Here is an 18,302-nt window from a genome sequence, read left to right on the forward strand (position 1 = left end):
ATCGACGGTGTCGGCCCAGGCAGAGGAGATTGCGCGGTGGAGAATCCAGTCATCCGAGTCGTCGGCGCCATCGTCGAACGAAACGGCGCGGTCTTCGCCGCTCGACGCAACGCCGAGCGCAGCGCCGGCGGGCTGTGGGAATTCCCCGGCGGCAAGATCGAAACCGGCGAGACGCCCGAGGCCGCACTGCGCCGCGAGCTTCAGGAGGAGCTGGGTGTCGACGTCGCTGTTGGCCCGTTCGTCGACCGGAGCCTGAGCGATGTTGGCACCGCGCGCATCGAACTCTCCTGCTACGCCGCGCAGTTCACGGGCGAGGATCCGACTACCAGCAGCGACCACGACGCGATGCAGTGGGTGCCTCTCACGGAGTTGTCCTCGCTGCAGTGGGCGCCTAGCGATGTCCCACTCCTCGAGGGCTTGCCAGAGCGGCTCGCAACTCTCCGCGACGAGTCCAAGGCGAAGTGATGGAGGCGCAGCCGGCCCTGGATCCCGGCCTCTACGAACTGCTCCTCACCACGGGCCTCACTGATGCGGTGCAGTCGACCGAAGAGCAGGGCTTCCTCACTCCGACGGAGGACGTGGACGACGCGGATGTCGTGCATGTCCTCTCCCAGCACGTCGCACGAACCGTCGAGCAGGCGTTGAAGACTGCACCCCGTGAGGAGCGCATCGCCCTCGCGAACCGTCTCCTCTCGGCGTTGCCCTCCACTGCCCCGGATCCCGAAGTGTCTCCTGGGCCGCGCCTTCTCACCTCGGTGACGCCACCGGAGACACCCCTCTTGCCCCGTCCGTCGACACCGCTCAGCGACGTCGCGCTCTTCACGAACTCACGAATGGATCCGCAGCTCGGCTCGGAACTGCGCCTCGAGATGGCGAGCGCGGATCGCATTGACCTGCTGTGCGCGTTTGTGCAGTGGAGCGGGATCCGCGTGCTGGAATCAGCTTTGCGCGAGGCGGCTGAGCGCGGAGTGCCCATCCGGGTTCTGACTACCACGTATATCGGTGCCACGGACCGGAAGGCGCTGGACTACTTCGTGCGCTCTCTGAACGCCGAAGTGCGGGTGAACTACGACGCGCAGTCCACCCATCTCCACGCGAAGGCGTGGATGTTCCATCGGTCCAGCGGTTACACCACCGCGTATGTGGGCAGCTCGAACATGAGCCGGGCAGCGCTCGTCGACGGACTGGAATGGAACGTCCGTCTCTCGCACCTCGCGACTCCGACCCTGGTCGACAAGTTTGAGTCGACCTTCGAGACCTACTGGGACGACGCGGCGTTTGCGCCGTACAACCCAGACACTGACGCCGAATTCCTCGATGCACTCCTCGCGAAGAACAGCGGCCGCGCCTCCGCGACAGACCTGTCGATCAGCCATCTCGACGTGCGTCCATACCCGCATCAAACAGAGATGCTGGATGACCTCGCCGCCGAGCGGGAGGTGCACGATCGACATCGCAACCTGCTTGTCGCAGCAACAGGCACGGGCAAGACCGTGGTTGCAGCGCTCGACTACAAGCGCTTGCGGACATCGGACGCCGACCAACCGACCATCCTCTTTGTCGCGCACCGCAAGGAGATCCTCGAGCAGTCCTTGAGGACCTACCGCGACGTTCTGAAGGACGGCGCGTTCGGGGAACTGTTCGTCGACGGGCGGAAGCCCATCCGGCGGCGGCATGTCTTCGCCTCGATCCAGTCGTTGCAGCAGGCCGGCGAGCTCGAGCGATGGGCGCGCGACCACTTCGACATCATCGTCATCGACGAGTTCCATCACGCCGAGGCGGCAACGTACCGAAAGGTCCTCGACTACTTCACCCCTAGGGAGCTCCTCGGGCTCACTGCGACACCCGAGAGGGCCGACGGGGTGGACGTGGCTCAGGAATTCTTCGACGGTCGCGTGGCGAGCGAGCTGCGGCTCTGGGACGCGCTCAGCGCCGACCTGCTTGTTCCGTTCCACTACTTCGGGATCGCCGACGGCGTGGATCTCAGCGGGCTGCGATTCACCCGCGGTGCGTACAACATTGACCAGCTGAACAGCTTGTACACCGGCAACGATGCTCGAGCCGCCAAGGTGCTTCAGGCCCTGCGAGACAAGGTCAGCGATCCGAGCCGAATGAGAGCGCTTGGATTCTGCGTCAGCGTCGAGCACGCCCACTACATGGCCGAAGTGTTCCGTCATGCCGGGCTCCCCTCGCTAGCGCTCAGCGGCGCCTCGGGGGCCGACGAGCGTCAGGAGGGGCTCGCAAAGCTGCGGCGCGGCGAGATCGTCGGCCTGTTCGCTGTCGACCTCTTCAATGAGGGCCTCGATATCCCGATGATCGACACGGTCCTGATGCTGCGCCCGACGCAGTCCGCGACGATCTTCCTCCAACAGCTCGGCCGAGGCCTCCGGCGCGCGGACAACAAGGCCGTGCTGACGGTCCTCGACTTCGTGGGGCTCCAGCACACAAGCTTCCGCTTCGACCTAAAATACCGGGCACTCACTGGTCTCTCGCGGAACCGGCTCGAGCGCAGCATTCGCGAGGGGTTCCCGTTCCTCCCTCCCGGAACGCAGATCGTCTTCGACCGCGTCGCGCAGGACATCGTGCTCTCGAACGTGAAGAAGCAACTCAAGCTCTCCACGCGGGACCTGGTGGCGGACGTTCGTCAGCACAAACCGGCCGACGCCACTCCCTCGGACTACGGCTTGGGTTCCTACCTGCACGCGGCAGAGCGGTCCCTCGCTGACATCTACGGTCCGGGGACGCGCAGCTTGAACAGCCACAAGCGCTCAGCGAGCTGGTCCACTCTCGTGGACTGGGCCTTCCCTGCCAACCGGGGAGAGCCACTCTCAGACTCGGCCGACGCCCTCCTGCGCCGCGTAGGCACGCTGACTCACATCGACGATCCTGAGCGGATCCAGGCGTACCGCCGGCTACTCACCACACCGACTCTCCCCACCGGGATTGAGAAGGATCTGCACGCCGCGATGCTGGTGTACTCCTTCTGGCCCGCCGGGGAGCGGAGTATTCGTTTGGGCCTCGACGAGCTACGTTCGCACGCCCCGGTAGTCGAAGAACTACTCCACCTGCTCGCGTTCCGGGAGCAGACTTCTCGAGTCCGCCCGGAAGCACTGCCTGGTTCAGTCGCGGACTCACCGTTGCGCTCGCACGCGCGCTACTCCCGCGAGGAGCTCCTGGCCGGACTGGGGCTTGGCACCTTGGACGCCGGCGCGCCGGGCTCGATCCGCGAAGGCGTGAAATGGCTCCCCGGCATGACCGTGGACGCGCTACTGGTGACGCTCAAGAAGTCCGAAGCGGACTACTCCCCCACCACCATGTACCGCGACTACGCCATCAACCAGCAGCTCTTCCACTGGGAATCCCAGAGCACGACGAGCGTGGAGAGTCGCACTGGTCAGCGATACATCAATCACGCTTCGCACGGATCCAGCGTCGCACTCTTCGTGCGGCGCGCGAAGACTGGCGATATCGGCACCGAACCGTACACGTGCCTCGGCACGGCGCAGTTCCAGCATGCGACGGGGTCACGCCCGATGCAGATCGTGTGGCGACTGGACCGGTCGATGCCGGCTGAGCTCTTCATGGAAGCTCGAGCCGTGGCTTAACCAATATCATCGCGCCCCTAGCAAGCTCTACCTGCTGAAACCAACAAGCACTATTAACCCTTTGTGCGAAACGAGGCACCCGACCGTGACGAAGAACTCTCCAGAGAGTACACCCGAGTCCAATAGCGCCGAAATGAATGAAGGTGAAAATGCCCCAAGTGGTGTCGGTAACACCGAGGAGAGCTCTCGCGACCTGACGAACATAAACCAACATGCGTTGCGCAACGATGAGCAGACATCCAAATACCTACTCGCCATAACGCAACCCATTGCCGACATGATCGCTCGCAATAATCAGTCGGCAATTGATTCAATCCTCCGCGCCATTCCCCGCCAGTACACGACGTCCCTCTTTTCACCCGGCCTGGATGCCGTACTGAAGCAACTTGCGACGTGGCCGAGCCTTTCCCGAGCAGGCGACTTCGCCGCAGAGGACGAACCTGCAGGTTCATACTCTCCCGAACTCGAAACGCCTGGAACATACTTCAAGTCTACCGAACGCACCGTAAGCAGTCTGGCGGATCTCAATAATGCGATCTCCAAACTTATTGAGAAGACTCCGTCACTCCCCTTGGTCTGGCGCGGAGTCGGAGACGCCGACTGGGGGATGTACAGCAGCCTGTATCGCAGACTCCTCGACGACAATGGCGTGAAGCTCCCACAAGACGACCCTATTGGAGACCAGCCCTATCCCGATGAAGACCAGATGGTTGCGGCAGAGAAGGAAATACTTCGGATTGCCCGGTCAGATTGGCGCTTCGACAACCTTAATGCCCTGGAGACATTTGCGCAACTTCAACATGTCGGTGGACCCACTCGATTGATCGACGTCACCAAGAATCCTTACGTTGCAGCTTGGTTTGCAGTGGAATATAATGAGAAGCTTGAAGATCGAGATGGAAGACTTTTCGCAATTTCAACTCGCCCGGTACCCAGGGCTGACGACGACGAGTCGCCCGATGGGGAGATCCACATGGATGACATTGGCTCTAGCCGTGAACCATTTTGGCATCATTTGGTAGACAACAAGGCGCGCCAAGCGTACGACTGGGGCACCGGATCACTTAGAAGGCTCTGGATCCCTCCAGCGTATAGCGATAGAATATCTGCACAGAACGCTGGGTTTATCTTCGACGGAGTTCCGATGACAACATCGAAGACAGCTCGCCACTTCAAAATTGACGGCAACAAACCCTGGGCCCGCGCCGACCTCTTGGCCGCCTCGTCGATCTATCTTAAGATGTTCAAAAGCACCAGGAAGCCGACACACAATGCGGCAAACCTGGCACCCACTTTTAGCTTCCGGATAACATCCGAAGCAAAAGCAGAGATTCGCACCTACATGGAATCCAGGTTCGGGTACCGTTCGTCATACATCTATCCGGACATACAGGGGCTGGCTGCCCATCTCAAGAATCATGAACTCACGCAATAACCCGGCCGTTGGACACTGTTACTAAGCACCCATCCCTCCAGAGAATCGCCTGCGTTCTGTGCCCACGACTTGTAATCCCCACAGGCCAGCCACCGGCAATAGCGGCCACCACCAGGTCACACCGCTCTCCCCCGCCACGCCCACGGACGCCATCACGGCGAGTCCCGCGATGACGCACACCGCCGCGGCGATCGGCTTCCACACGGGCGGGGCTGGGCGGTCGTCGGCGCGCGGATCCTCGAAGCGGCCCATCACCAACACCACGAGGCCGGTCAGGGCGAGCAGCACGAGCGCCCACAGCGGCCGGGTCGCCCACCACAGCCCCGTCAGCGGCTCGGGCAGCAGCGCCCGCGCATCGAGCGCGAGCAGCAGGTGGGCGAGTCCCACCATGACAGTGAGGTGCCACAGGAACCAGGTCATGATCCGCTGGTTCACGAGCACGGTAACGAACCACAGCTTCGGCCGGCGCAGCAGAGCCTCGAGCGGCTTCTCGAGGGACAACACGAGCCCGGCCTGGAGCATGCCGAGGAACGCCATGGTCACGCGCGTCGGGCTCGAGTTGGAGATCGCGTCTCCCCCGGCGGTGATCATCGAGACCGGATAAGGGCCCACCAGCACGAGCAGCAGCAGACCGACCAGACCGATCGCGGCCAGCAGCATCCGTCGGCCGATGCCGGAGAGCCGGCCGTCGAGCCAGGCGTAGCCGACCTGGTGGAACGCCGCCCACACGAGGAGGTAGTTCGGGAAGCCGAGCAGTGGCTGGTCGGCGGCGATGCTGATCGCGTCGACGATCCCGGCGAGTGCGATGCCGCCCACGATCGACCACCACCCGAAGCGTTCCCACAGCCACAGGCACGGCGGCCCCACGAGGATCACCATCAGGTACGCGGCGAGGAACCAGGTGGGGATCAGCGCCATCTGCGAGGCGAGCTGCACGGTGGCGTGCGGGGCTCCGAGCGCGACCGCGACCACGCCGATCACGAGCCAGGCCAGCAGCAGCGGGATCAACGGGATGCTGAGGCGGCGGAGCCTCGTGCGCAGCCACTCGGCGTAGGCGATCCCCTTGCGCCTCGCGGAGCGCCAGGAGAGGCCGTTGGAGTACCCGCCGACGAGGAAGAAGATCGGCATGACCTGGAACAGCCAGGTCAACGGGTGCGTCCACCTCGCACCATCGAGGACGCCGTGCGGGAGGATCCCTCCGTCGGGGTCGACGGCGATGATCGTCCAGTGCCCGAGGACCACCACGGTGATCGCGGCGGCGCGGAGGAAGTCGACCACGCGATTACGGCTCGCGGGCGTCGCGGCGTCCACCTTCTCGGCGCGGCTCGGGCGCGTGCTCGTCATCGGGTCCCCTCCCCTCGTCCCTGCGGCGGCGGAGCCGCTGGAAGTGGCGACAATCTACCCCGAGATCCGCACTCCGCACGCGGGACCGGCTCGCTCTGGCGTCCCCCGCAAGAGTGCTTCCACGCTACGGCAGGCTCTGCGAGGCTCAGCCCATGACCGCACACCATCACGCCTCGCACGCCCACGCGCCCGCGCACGCCGAGCCGAACCCCGATCTGTCCCCCACCGAGTACTGGGAGCAGCGCTACTCCGGCAGCGAGCGGGTCTGGTCGGGGAAGGTCAACGCGACCATGGCGTCGGTCGTCGCCGAGCTGTCACCGGGCACGGCGATCGACCTCGGCTGCGGGGAGGGCGGGGACGTGCTGTGGCTCGCCGAGCAGGGATGGACTGCGCTCGGTCTCGACATCTCCGCCACTGCCGTCGGCCGGGCCCGTGACGAGGCCGCCGCGCGGGGGCTGGACGGGGCGAGCTTCGAGGCAGTCGACCTAGACGCCTGGGAGCCGGAGCCTGCATCGGTCGACCTGGTCACCGCGAGCTTCTTCCAGTCGAACGTGGCGCTGGACCGCATCACGATCCTGCGCCGTGCCGCCGCCGCGATCCGGTCCGGCGGTCATCTCGTGATCGTCTCCCACGCCGCGCCTCCGTCCTGGGCGACGGATCATCCTGCGCGGATGGTCGGTGCCGAGGAGGACGTCGCGCAGCTCGCCCTGCCGGACGACGCGTGGGAAGTGCGGATCGCCGAGGACCGGCCCCGCGCCGCCACGGCGCCCGACGGCTCGGCGGGCGAGCATCTCGACGCGGTGCTGGTGCTCCTGAATTGCTCAACATCGAAGTAGAACTCATGCCCTTTGGGTAGGCTCCTAGGGGCGGAACGTTTCGCGATGGCTAGCACAAGCTCAGCAGACATCCTCCAAGTCTCCGCTTTCAGAATCCTCGAAAGCATCTCCACCCATCCGACACACGGGAGGTGACCTCAGCCGGCACACATACCTCAGCATGGCGATTGCGAGCTCAAGGCAAGTCTGTTCGTCCTATTACAAACGAAAGCAGGACCACATGGCGCGAAGCGTCGAGGCGCGGAGCCTTACATTCATGAACAATAAGGGCGGAGTAGGCAAAACGACCCTAGCCTGCAATATGGCCCACTACCTTAGCGCCTCCGAAGGCCTCAAGGTGCTTCTAATTGACCTCGATCCGCAGTGCAATGCAACACAGTTGCTCATCGAGACGGATTCGATTGCCGAACTGTTCGCCAATCGAGCTGCACACAAAGATCCACGCACAGTCTTGTACGCACTTGGCGACATTCGGAAGGGCGAGAGTACCGTCCCATCCAACTTCGAGCCAGTGCACTCAAAGAGATTCGAGGTAGATGTACTTCTAGGGCACCCGTCGCTTTCACTTCACGAGGATACACTTAGTAGCTCGTGGGAAGGGACACTGCGAGGAGATTTGGGCGGAGCTCGCCGCACCCATTGGATCCAACGAGTCGTTGAGGGCGCTAGCGGCGAGTACGATATTGTTTTAATGGATGTTGGACCTAGTCTCGGCGCGTTGAACAGGACTGTTGCAATCGGCTCTGATTACATTCTAACGCCGACAGCCGCAGATCTATTCAGTGTGAATGCGATTGACAATATTGACGAGTGGATCAAACATTGGGGGCGTCGCTATCAACAATCCATGGAACGCGTCTTTGAAGAGTTCCCGGATGACGCCGAAGAACTCGCATTACAGCCAGACGGCTCATTGCGTGCTGGGTACCTTGGATACACTATCCAACAATACGTAACGAAGAGTACGAGCGATGGAAAGCGCCGCGGGGTACGTAGCTACGACTATTACCGCAAACAAATCCCATCTCGCGCTTCGCGTCTGGCTTCCACTCTTCGTCCACTTCCAATCGAGAATCTTGACCTAGGAACTGTCCCACACATGTTCTCGATGGTTCCACTTGCACAGAGCCGCAATGCGCCAATCGCTTCCCTCACCTCGGCCGACGGACTAAGAGGATCGCAGTTCAGTCAACAGAAGAAGTATTTAGAGCAACTCAATGAGCTCGGAAGCCACCTTGCCAGCAACTTGTCAACTGCCGAGGCTCAGGTAGCGGGTGGCAACAAATGAGTCAGAGCAACCTGAGATGGCCTTCGGCGCTAATAGACGCAGTCGCCCGCGGTGAGTGTATGATTTTTATTGGGGCGGGGATAAGCCGCCATGCTAAGCAGGCAGGAGAGTCGGAAGCTTCACCCGTTGGCTGGAGGGCCCTCCTAGAACACTTACTCGAGAACATTGTCCCAAAGTCCGAAGTTAGAAGATCGTCTGCGAGGTCGCGGATTCGGTCCCTAATCAACTCGGGCGACTACCTAGGGGCGGCGCAGTCAATTGAATCTATATACATGGACAAAGGACTGTCGGCCGACTTTCGGAAGTTGATTGCCGAGACCGTTGATGGACCTTCCGGCAATCCATTTATGCCTTCAGTGGCACACGATTTAATTGCCGAACTCAACCCTAGAACCATAGTTACTACAAATTATGATAATATCCTAGAGCGGAAGTTTTCGGAGGGGTACCGTACCGTGACATACGAGTCGACCTCTCTCGGGGACAGCATAAGGACTGGGGCGTACACCATCCTTAAGATCCATGGAACCAAGGATGACCCACAAGGCCTCGTTCTAACTCGCCTCGACTTCACTAGGCTCCGCCGACAAGGGCGACGCTCCCTGGAGTTACTCGAAGCGCTATTCATGACCCGAACTGTACTGTTCACAGGGTACAGCCTTGGAGATCCGGATCTGCAGTTAATTCTAGAGAATCAGTTCGGCGCCGCCGGAGATTCTGCTGGGCATTTCATGCTGGCGCACAATAAGAGCCACTCCGACACGGATAAGAAGATTCTTCGCGAGGCTTACGGAGTAGAGATTTTACCCTACGAGGGGGATCGCGACGCAGGCCTAATTGCGTCCCTCGAAGGTCTAGTCGCCGAGTCTTCAAAATTACGAATGGAAATGACCGGCCTCTAGAACACTTTTGACTGGTTGCCTGCAGTCAGGCAGTCACGATAGCGCACGAAAATACTCCACTACCTCACTCGCAGCCGACCCCGTCGCCGTCGCGGTCCAGCTTCCTGCTGTAGCCGGGGTCGCCGGCATACACGGGTGCCGCACCGGCCGCGCGCGCGGCGTCGCAGTTCTTGTAATAGGCGCTGCCGCCACCGGAGCCGCTGTCGTTCGACTCCTCCGTCGGGGCAGGCTCGTACGCGGGAGCGGGCTCGGGCTCGGGTTCCGGAGCAGGCTCGGGCTCAGGGGCCGGCTCGGGCTCGGGGGCCGGCTCGGGCTCGGGGGCCGGCTCAGGCTCAGGCTCCGGCGCGGGCTCCTCCTCGGTCGCGACGACGTCGCCCTCGCCGGTCGCGGGCCACTGGTCGTCGTCCTCGATCGCGAGGAAGCCCTCGCAGTCGCCGAGCACGCGCTCCATGGCGTCGGCCTCAGCGGGCTTCACCCAGAGGTCGTACTTGTCCTTCACGGCGATCTGCCGGGCGACGTACTCGCAGCGGTAGTCCTTCAGCGGCGGGAGCCAGGTGGCGGCGTCGCCGTCGCCCTTCTGCCGGTTCAGGCTCGACTCGACCGCGAGGAGGTTCAGCGGGTCGTTGGCGAACTCGCGGCGGGTCTGCTCGTCCCAGCTGGCGGCGCCGGTCTGCCAGGCGTCGGAGAGCGCGACGACGTGATCGATGTCGACGGTGCTGTTCTCGCGGTCGAAGGCGAGGGGGTCGCCGCTGTACGGGGAGGCGAGAGTGCCGCGCTGGACGACGCAGCCGTTCGTGCCGCCCTTGAGGGTGATCGCGGTGAGGTCGCGGCGCAGGATGTCGTTGCGGGTGTCGCACCCGTTGCGGTCCATGTCGTCGCGCCAGCCGAACAGCTCGCGGTCGTAGTCAGTCGTCGGGGCGCGACCCTTCTCGTCGAGTCCCCCGAGGACTGCGAGCGCAGTGCCCTCCGCGGCGACGGGCTCCGGGGCCGTGGTGGGCGTCGTGGTGGGCGCCGGAGTGGTCGGCGCCACCGTCGTCGGGGCGGCCGTCGTCGGCGTCGAGGCATCGGCCTCGTCCGCCGGGCCCGCCGGCGATTCGAGGACGGCGGGCTCACCGCCGTCGATCTCGTCCTGCGGGACCGTCGGGCCGCACGCGGCGAGAGCGACCGCGGCCACGAAGGCCAAGGCGACCATGAACGCCCGGGCGATGAAGGAGTTCCTGGCAGACTCCTGGAGAGGTCGTCGCAGGGTCTGGTGGCGCGTGGTCATGCGCATCCTTCGTGATCGTCACCGATGTCCGTGCGCGGCACGGACCTGGGCGTCGGCGGCATGCGCTCGTCCCCCTCGTCTCCCCACCGGAGACACCTGAAGAATACTGTTCAACGACCACGGATGAGCAGGACTTTCGTCCGACGCCGCCGACATCACACCGTTGTGCAGAAAAACTGCGGAGCACGCTCCTGCCCTTCTGGCCCAGGCGACCGCGGGAATCGTCCGTCCCCCCGTCGACGCCGGAACCGGTCAATGCGTCACCGTCGTCTGCTGGTACAGCGTGAGCGCCAGCCGGCCGTCCACCAGCGTGTAGTGGCTCGACATCAGGGCCACGAAGGGCTCCTCCTCGCCGTCACGGGCGGCGGTCGCCCGATAGACCAGCGCCGCGCTGCCCTCCCCCGTCGGCACCAGGCGTGCGTCCTCGAGGGTGAAGGCGCTCCAGGCGGGCGAGTCGTCGAGGGTCGCGGCGACGGTGTCGCGGTCCAGGACCATGCCGTTGACGAGGATCATCACCGCGTCGGCCGTCATCAGCGCGCCGTAGAAGCGGCCTCCGTCGTGCCGGGTGAGGGACTCCCAACCGCGGTGCTCCAGGGCAAGCAGTGCGTGGAGCGTCAGCGAATTCTCCGTCATGTCGTCTCCTCGGTCGTCGCGCCGGCGCGGGCCCTGCAGGCACCGTACCGAGGCGGCGGGGCCCTCCGCCATGCGCCGCCCGTCGTTCACGGCAGGATCGCGTCGGTGTACCCGCCGTCCACTCGCAGCGCCCCACCGGTCGTGGCCGACGCGAGCGGCGAGGCGAGGTAGACGACCATGTTGGCGATCTCCTCGGGCCGGATCAGGCGCTGCAGCAGCGACTGCGGACGGTGCAGGCGCATGAACTCGGCCTCCGCCTCCTCCCAGGGCAGGGACGGATCCACCAGCTCGTAGACGAAGTCCTGCACGCCCTCGGTGTACGTGGGCCCGGCGATCACGGAGTTCACGGTGACGCCGGTGCCGGCGGCGTCCTTCGCGAAGCCGCGGGAGACGGCCAGCAGCGCCGTCTTGGAGACGCCGTAGTGGATCATCTCGGCCGGGGTGACGATCGCGGAGTCGCTGGCGATGTTCAGCACCCTTCCCCAGCCGCGCTCCTTCATGCCGGGCAGGGTCGCGCGGATCAGCCGCACCGCGGCCATCACGTTCACGTCCCAGTAGCGCTGCCACTGCTCGTCGGTGATCTCGAGCGCCGGTGCGGCGCCGAAGATGCCGAGGTTGTTCACCAGCACGTCCACCTCGCCGGCGGCCTCGAGCGCGGCGGCGAGACCGTCCTGCGCAGTGACGTCGCCGGGCGCCGCGATCAGCCGCGACGGGTCGACCCCGGCGCCGACCAGGGCATCGAGCGCCTCCTGCACCCGCTCTGCGCTGCGGCCGTTGACGGCCACCCGCGCACCGGCGAGCGCGAGCCGCTGCGCGATCGCGAGGCCGATGCCCTGCGTGGAGCCGCTGACGAAGGCCGTCCTGCCGGTCAGGTCCAGGTCGATCATGGGATGGTCCTCTCCTCGTGCCCCAGGGGCCGGGCGCCTCGGGGTGCCAGGGGGAAACGCCGTCGGCCGACGGATCCTTCCCCGGTGATGCCCGACGCCGCGCGATGGTGCCCGCCGCCCTCGCGCTGCAGGAGCCCGTGACAGCGAGTCAGTCCCGGAGCGCTGCGGCCCGCCGCTTCTCCACCCGCCACACGATCAGCACCCCCACGGCCTGCGCGAGCAGGAACAGCAGCATGTACGAGCCGCCCGCGCCAGCGGAGCGGTCCTGGGCGATGCCGCCCCCGTAGGCGAAGACCGCGCCGATCCCCATCGCGAACACGTTGTTCATGGCGTGGAAGGCGATGGAGGCCTCGAGGCCGCGGCTGAGCAGCGCCATGAGCGCCGTGCTCGCGCCGAGGCCGAGGTAGTTCAGCAGCATCCACGAGTCCGCGGAGGTGTGCACCAGGGCGAACAGGACGGTGGAGAGGCTGATCCCGAGGGCGAGCGCGGGCCGGGCCGCGCGCAGCCAGGAGCCGTAGGCGGCGGTGAGCACGCCGCGGAACACGATCTCCTCCGCCGCGGCCTGCAGCGGCGTGGTGAGCAGCACGATCGCCAGCAGCGCGACCGTGGTGCCGGTGACCGCGACGGCGGTGAGCGGAGAAGGCTGCACGAGCGGGAGGATCAGGTTCGCCACCGCCATCAGTCCGGCGAACACGGCGGTCCAGCGGCCCAGGCGCCGCCAGGAGAAGCGTCGGCCCACCGCGAGCACGTCCCGCCAGGACGTACCGGTCATCAGGCGCAGCACGGGAAGCGCGATCGGGACCAGCAGGATGATCGACAGGTTCAGCGCGAGATAGGTGAGCGGGGTGAGGGATTCGTCGGCGGGATCCTTGCCCAGCACGCGCACCTCGACGATCGCGGCGACCGCCAGGAACAGGATCTGCAACAGATAGAGCGCGCCGACCACGACGACCGTCATCAGCACGGGCTTCCACCAGCTCATGACGAGATGGGCCCCGAAGGGGCGGGCGGGGTCGACGGGACCACTGCGGTCCACGGAGCGGTCGGAGGTGGCTGGGGTGGTCATGACGGTCCTTCCGGTCGGGTCGTGCGCGGTGTGCGATCAGCGGTTCAGCTCAGGTGACGGTCGAAGTGGGCGGCGATCGCGCGCTGCAGGCGGATCTCGTTCTCGGGGTTGCCGAAGCCGTGGCCCTCGTCGTCCGCCACCAGGTACTCGACCGGCACCCCGCGCTCGCGCAGCGAGGCGACGATCCGGTCGGACTCGGTCTGCATGACCCGTGCGTCGTTCGCGCCGTGGGCGATCAGCAGCGGGGTCGTGATCTCCTCGACCCGGCTGATCGGGGAGCGGGCGATCATGTCCGCCTCCTGCTCGGGATCGTCGGGGTCTCCGGCATACGCGAGCCAGTTGCTGGCGAGGTACGGGCGGCTGAAGGGCGGGAGGGCGCGGACGAAGCTCGTCAGGTCCGCGATGCCGACGAGGTCCACGGCCGCGGCGAAGCGCTCCGGGGTGAAGGCCGCTCCGACCAGCGCGGCGTACCCGCCGTAGGAGCCGCCCATGATCCCGACCCGGTCCGGGTCGGCGAGGCCGCGTCCGACGGCCCAGTCCACCGCGTCCAGGAGATCGGTGTTCATGGCGCCGGCGAACTCTCCCTGCGCGGCGAGGGTGTGACGTCGGCCGTGTCCGGTGGAGCCGCGGAAGTTCACCTGCAGCACGGCGTGCCCGCGGTCGGCCAGGAACTGCGCCTGCGGACTGAAGCCCCAGGCGTCATGCGCCCATGGCCCGCCGTGGACCGTGAGCACGAGCGGTAGGTCCCGGGCAGGAACGCCGACGGGCAGGGTGAGGTAGCCATGCAGCTCGAGTCCGTCCCCGGCGGGGAACGAGACGGGCTCCATCGGGGCGAGATGCGCGGGGTCCAGGTGCGGGTGCGGCCGGAACAGCCGACGGCTGTCCCCGGTGGCGTGGTCGTACAGCCACGCCTCCGGCTCCCGATCGTGGACGAAGGTCGCGACCCAGCGGGTCCCGGTGAGGTCCGAGCTCAGCGTGCCGAGCACCCCGTCGGAGAGCGCGGCGAGCGCCGAGTGGACCTCGGTGAAGTCCGGATCGACCACCTCGATGTGGGCGCGGGGTCCCGCGAAGCGGGCGGCGAGGACCTCCCCCGTCCCGCGATCGATGTAGAGGGGAGGCGGGAGCACGCCGGGGGCCAGCATGCCCATGATGTCCAGACTCCGGCCGGGAACGGCGGCCAGCACGCTCACCTCGGCGCTCTCGCGGTCCACGCGCACCAGCTGCAGGTCATCGCCGTCGAGGTAGAGGCTCAGGAGCAGGCCCGTGCCGTCGGGGGTGGAGCGCTGCACCTCGACCCCCAGGGGCTGCTCCGGGCCGCCGGCGCGCAGCAGCGGGCGCCGCTCGCCGGTGTCCGGGTCGATCGCGGAGAACTCGGTGCTCCCGTCGGCCGTGACGCGCGAGGCGAAGGCGGGCTCCCCCTCCCGGTCCAGCAGCAGATCCACCCCGGGCTCCGTCTGCTCGTGCAGCAGCGTGGTCTCGCCCGTGCACACGTCGATGAGGAACATGTCGAAGCTCGCAGGCCGCGGGTTCATCGTGACCAGCACCGTCCCGGGACGAGCGGGCAGCGGTTCGGCGGAGAAGACCCGCGATCCCGGCTCCAGCGGAGTCAGGTCCTCGGCCACGGCCGACGGGTCCTCGAGGTCCACCCGGAACAGGTGCCAGTCCTCGTTCCCGTCGGTGTCCTGCAGGTAGAGCAGCCAGCGCGGGTCGTCGGACCAGAAGAAGGTCAGGATCCCGCGTCGGGTGTCGTGGGTGACGCGGCGGGCGTCCTCGTGCTCCTGGTCGATGTCGCGCACCCAGACGTTCCTCCGCCCGCCGGACGGTGCCAGATAGGCGAGCGATTCGCCGTCGGGCGAGATCACGGGGTGGGAGAAGGCGGGGTCTCGGAACAGGTCCGCCGCCTCGAGCCGGCGGGGGGCCGGAGCGGCGGGGCGGGGGTCGGGGCGGGCGGTCATGAGCGTCTCCTCGGTCTCGATGGCGATGCCCGCACCGCACACCGTGCCCCGGGGGCACGGTCAAGGACGCCCTTCCCCGCCCGCCGTCGAGAAGGGAGGATGGCCCCCATGCCCGCACCCCGCAGCGAGACATGATGGCCTGGAGCACGCGTCGCCTCGCCCAGCTCGCGGGCACCACGATCAAGACGATCCGGCACTATCACGCGATCGGGCTGCTCGAGGAGCCCAGTCGTGCCGGGAACGGCTACAAGCAGTACGAGACCGCGCACCTGGTGCGTCTGCTGCAGATCGCGCGGCTGCGGGAGCTGGGTATGCCGCTGGCGGACATCGCCGAGCTCGAGACCTCCGGGGAGACCTTCACGCAGACCCTGCGCACCCTCGATGCGCAGCTCGCCGAGTCGATCGCTCGCAGCCGGGAGCTGCGCGCCGAGATCGCCGAGCTGCTCGAGCACCATGCCGAGGCCGACGTCCCGGCGGGCTTCGCCTCCGTCGCAGACGCCCTCACCCCGGCCGACCGGGCGATCGTCATGATCAGCGAGCGCCTGTTCGACGAGCAGGGCATGGAGGACCTCCGAGAGATCGCCGCGGAGCACCAGGAGGCCGACGACGCGTTCGACGCCCTGCCGGCCGACGCGGACGAGGAGGAGATCGACGCCGTCGCCGCAGATCTCGCTCCGGTGCTGCGCACGATCCACGAGGAGCACCCCGGCACGAGGAACCCGCCGCTCGGGCCGGAGCGGCGCTCGTCCCTGCCGGATCTCACCCAGGTCGTGGCCGAGCTCCACAACCCGGCCCAGGTCGAGGTGCTGCGCCGCGCGTACGTGCTCGCGCGGCAGGCAGGGGCCGACGACGGCGGAGCACGGTCCGACGCCGGCGCGACGCCCGACCCCGGGGATCAGGCCGGCGGCTGAGCGCCCGCCCGTCGGAGGGCGTCCGGGCTCAGAGCCCCATCAGCACGATGCCCGCGAAGGCGAGCACGAGCGCGATGGCCACCGCGATGGTGGTGCGCGCGGAGGAGTCCCGCTGTCCCGCGTCGGCGCTCGCGGACACGACCGGGATGGGCCCGGTATGGGTCGTCGGGGTCAGATCGTGACCGAGGTGGATATCGGTGCGAGAGTCCATGCCGGAGGCCTCCTTCAGCGGTGTGTGGGACGCGCCTGGTGCAAGACGTGTCCTGCCAGGTCAGTCGGGGGAATCGTGCGCCTGGGCGCACCGGTCAAGGGTAGGGTCCTCGCGGGCGCGCGCGAAAGAGCTGTCCAGCACCCGTCAGCGGGATCACACCGCCTCGGGCGCACTGCTCGTCGCCCGTCCTGCCCCTCTCCGCACTGCGCCGGAGGCCGGGGCCTTCAGTCGGTCCCACCTGCCCGCACACCCCACGCCGTACCCCGCACCGTCGGCCGCCGACGGTCACCGTGGACGTCGGAAGAGGGTCCCATGACCGACGAGACCGACGCGGCCGATCCTCCCGCGGCTCCTCCCTGCCCGAGCATCTGCGCGGCGCCCTCGACGATGCCGCCGAGCGGCAGCGCCGCTGTGCGAGGACCTGCACAGCGCGGACGGCATGGAGGCGGGAGCGGATCCCCCGATCCGTCTCCCGCCTCCGCTGGGCCACGGGCCCGGCGCCGGCCTCCGCCCCCGCGGAGGGCCACCATCCCTCTCCCCCGAGAGTCCCGCACCCAGTGCCTGGAATCTATGACGGGTGCTGGAAATGCGCGATGGGGCGAACTGCCTGGGGAGAACTCCCCATGCCCTCCCCCGGCCATCCCCCGAATCCAGCCCGCGCCCACCTGCGGTCCAGCTGCTCGCGGTAGCCTTCCAGCACGCCCAGGACGAGGCGTGCGCACGGCCCTCGAGGCGGTCCCCCGCCTGCACGGGCCGACGCTCGGACCTCGTCACCGTCCCGGGGAGGACAGCGAATCGCAGTGAGCGCAGGAGAGACACCCTCGGCCGAGCAGCCGAGCAGCGGGAGCAGCCGGTTCCCGGACCCCTTCGCGCCCGACTCGCCGCCCCCGCAGGCCCGCCAGCCCCGCCCTCCGGCGCAGCAGTCCGGCTCTCCGTCCCAGCAGTCCGGCCCGCAGGTCGCCGACCCGGCCGTCGGCTCCGCTGCCGGCGACGAGCGGCTCCGCCCACCAGCACCTGTCCCGTCGGTCGGCGCCTCGGCGCCTCCTCTCCACCCGGCCACCGCGTCGGCCGATACACGACCCACCGAGCCGTCGGCCGACAGGCCGGTCGCCCCCGGCGCCCAGGACCTGCCGTGGAAGGCGACGGCGGAGCGGCGCGACCTGTGGGGCCCGAAGCAGACGGCGCTCGAGGGCACGGTCCGCGGCCCCGCCTCCCGTGAGATGTCCGCGCCGCGTCCGTCGTGGCTGGTGCGGCTCGGCGCGCCCGTCGTCCTCGGCGGTCTGGCCGGCCTCGCGACCCTGCTGGTCGTGCTCGGCACCGGCCTCGGCGGGCCCGTGCTGGCCCTCGGCGCCGCGGTCGGCGTCGGCGCCGTCGCCCTCGGCGGGGTCGGCGTGGCCGTGAACCGTCCCCGGTCGGGATCCGCCGAGCGCCCCGTGATCGATGCGAGCGTCGCCGGCGGCACCCGCGAGGTGCTCGAGCGGATCCTCGAGGCCGATGCCGCCACCCGCGACCGCGTCGCGCAGCTGCGTCCGCAGGCCTCCGCGGCCCCCGCAACTCAGGTGCTCGACGACGTCGACGCGCTGCTGACCAGGATCGACGCGCTCGTCGGCGCGGAGCAGCTGCAGGAGATGCGCCCGTCGGCCGGCGAGGTGACGATGCTGGAGGGCATCGCCACCCGCTACGTGCCGGACCTCGTCGACGCCGCCGCGGAGATCATCGGCTTCCTGCGCACGTTCGCCGGCTCCGCCCGCGAGGAGGCGCTGGCGAACCTCGCCTCGATCGACCGGCAGCTCGACGTGCTCGCCGAGGGCGTCGAGCGGATCGAGAGCGACCTCGTCGGCGGCGTCTCCCATTCGCTCGAGGTGCACTCCGAGTTCCTGCGCCAGCGCTTCGCCGACCAGCACCTGGACCCGATCATCGACGTCTGACCCGCCCCGTCGGCCGCCGCGGGAGGAGCCCGCC

15 protein-coding genes are annotated in these 18,302 nt (G+C 67.2%); 8 read left to right on the forward strand and 7 right to left on the reverse strand.

The genetic code is table 11. The annotated features are described in order from the left end of the window. Positions 1–36 precede the first annotated feature (36 nt). The 3 genes from DEU31_RS11965 (at position 37) to DEU31_RS11975 (ending at position 5,040) form a co-directional block, all read left to right on the forward strand. Positions 37–465: a (deoxy)nucleoside triphosphate pyrophosphohydrolase gene (locus DEU31_RS11965; RefSeq protein WP_133677287.1), complete on the forward strand. Its 429-nt coding sequence runs from the start codon at positions 37–39 to the stop codon at positions 463–465. After that, positions 465–3,605, forward strand: coding sequence for a DEAD/DEAH box helicase (locus tag DEU31_RS11970; RefSeq protein WP_133677288.1), 3,141 nt, complete (start codon positions 465–467; stop codon positions 3,603–3,605). Before DEU31_RS11965 ends, DEU31_RS11970 begins: the two co-directional genes overlap by 1 nt. A gap of 85 nt (positions 3,606–3,690) precedes the next feature. Further along, positions 3,691–5,040, forward strand: coding sequence for an FRG domain-containing protein (locus DEU31_RS11975; protein ID WP_166649492.1), 1,350 nt, complete (start codon positions 3,691–3,693; stop codon positions 5,038–5,040). A 21-nt stretch (positions 5,041–5,061) separates the two neighbouring features. Here DEU31_RS11975 and DEU31_RS11980 read toward each other — a convergent pair whose 3' ends face one another. Then, entirely contained in the window at positions 5,062–6,384 is a 1,323-nt protein-coding gene (locus DEU31_RS11980) for an acyltransferase (RefSeq protein ID WP_133677290.1), read from the reverse strand. Between the two features lie 152 nt (positions 6,385–6,536). Here DEU31_RS11980 and DEU31_RS11985 point away from each other — a divergent pair, with 152 nt between their 5' ends. From DEU31_RS11985 to DEU31_RS11995, 3 genes are all read left to right on the forward strand, one after another. Further along, positions 6,537–7,220 carry a class I SAM-dependent methyltransferase gene (locus tag DEU31_RS11985; RefSeq protein ID WP_133677291.1) on the forward strand — a complete coding sequence of 228 codons (684 nt, stop codon included), beginning with the start codon at positions 6,537–6,539 and terminating at the stop codon, positions 7,218–7,220. Between the two features lie 256 nt (positions 7,221–7,476). Beyond that, positions 7,477–8,508, forward strand: a complete 1,032-nt coding sequence (locus tag DEU31_RS11990; RefSeq protein ID WP_279535630.1) for a ParA family protein — start codon at positions 7,477–7,479, stop codon at positions 8,506–8,508. Next, positions 8,505–9,410, forward strand: a complete 906-nt coding sequence (locus tag DEU31_RS11995; protein WP_133677293.1) for an SIR2 family protein — start codon at positions 8,505–8,507, stop codon at positions 9,408–9,410. Before DEU31_RS11990 ends, DEU31_RS11995 begins: the two co-directional genes overlap by 4 nt. 64 nt (positions 9,411–9,474) lie before the next feature. On the opposite strand, the gene DEU31_RS12000 is transcribed toward DEU31_RS11995, so the two are convergent. The 5 genes from DEU31_RS12000 to DEU31_RS12020 all read right to left on the reverse strand — a co-directional run bounded on the left by DEU31_RS12000 (position 9,475) and on the right by DEU31_RS12020 (position 15,218). Further along, positions 9,475–10,677: a DUF1524 domain-containing protein gene (locus DEU31_RS12000; RefSeq protein WP_243733824.1), complete on the reverse strand. Its 1,203-nt coding sequence runs from the start codon at positions 10,675–10,677 to the stop codon at positions 9,475–9,477. Positions 10,678–10,929: 252 nt separating this feature from the next. After that, positions 10,930–11,310, reverse strand: a complete 381-nt coding sequence (locus tag DEU31_RS12005) for a nuclear transport factor 2 family protein (RefSeq protein WP_133677294.1) — start codon at positions 11,308–11,310, stop codon at positions 10,930–10,932. An 86-nt stretch (positions 11,311–11,396) separates the two neighbouring features. Beyond that, entirely contained in the window at positions 11,397–12,194 is a 798-nt protein-coding gene (locus tag DEU31_RS12010) for an SDR family oxidoreductase (protein WP_133677391.1), read from the reverse strand. 151 nt (positions 12,195–12,345) lie between these two features. Further along, positions 12,346–13,263, reverse strand: a complete 918-nt coding sequence (locus DEU31_RS12015) for a type II CAAX endopeptidase family protein (protein ID WP_133677295.1) — start codon at positions 13,261–13,263, stop codon at positions 12,346–12,348. A gap of 44 nt (positions 13,264–13,307) precedes the next feature. Then, the gene (locus tag DEU31_RS12020) at positions 13,308–15,218 is read right to left on the reverse strand and encodes a S9 family peptidase (RefSeq protein WP_133677296.1); all 1,911 of its coding nucleotides are present in this window, start codon (positions 15,216–15,218) and stop codon (positions 13,308–13,310) included. A 134-nt stretch (positions 15,219–15,352) separates the two neighbouring features. Here DEU31_RS12020 and DEU31_RS12025 point away from each other — a divergent pair, with 134 nt between their 5' ends. Next, positions 15,353–16,129 carry a MerR family transcriptional regulator gene (locus DEU31_RS12025; protein ID WP_133677297.1) on the forward strand — a complete coding sequence of 259 codons (777 nt, stop codon included), beginning with the start codon at positions 15,353–15,355 and terminating at the stop codon, positions 16,127–16,129. A 28-nt stretch (positions 16,130–16,157) separates the two neighbouring features. On the opposite strand, the gene DEU31_RS12030 is transcribed toward DEU31_RS12025, so the two are convergent. After that, positions 16,158–16,340, reverse strand: coding sequence for a hypothetical protein (locus DEU31_RS12030; RefSeq protein ID WP_126986154.1), 183 nt, complete (start codon positions 16,338–16,340; stop codon positions 16,158–16,160). A gap of 800 nt (positions 16,341–17,140) precedes the next feature. Between DEU31_RS12030 and DEU31_RS12035 the strand changes: the two genes are divergently transcribed. Then, positions 17,141–18,268, forward strand: a complete 1,128-nt coding sequence (locus DEU31_RS12035; protein WP_133677298.1) for a hypothetical protein — start codon at positions 17,141–17,143, stop codon at positions 18,266–18,268. The last annotated feature ends 34 nt before the right edge of the window (positions 18,269–18,302 follow it).

The sequence above is a fragment of the Brachybacterium sp. AG952 genome (assembly GCF_004362645.1).
Lineage (GTDB): Bacteria > Actinomycetota > Actinomycetes > Actinomycetales > Dermabacteraceae > Brachybacterium > Brachybacterium conglomeratum.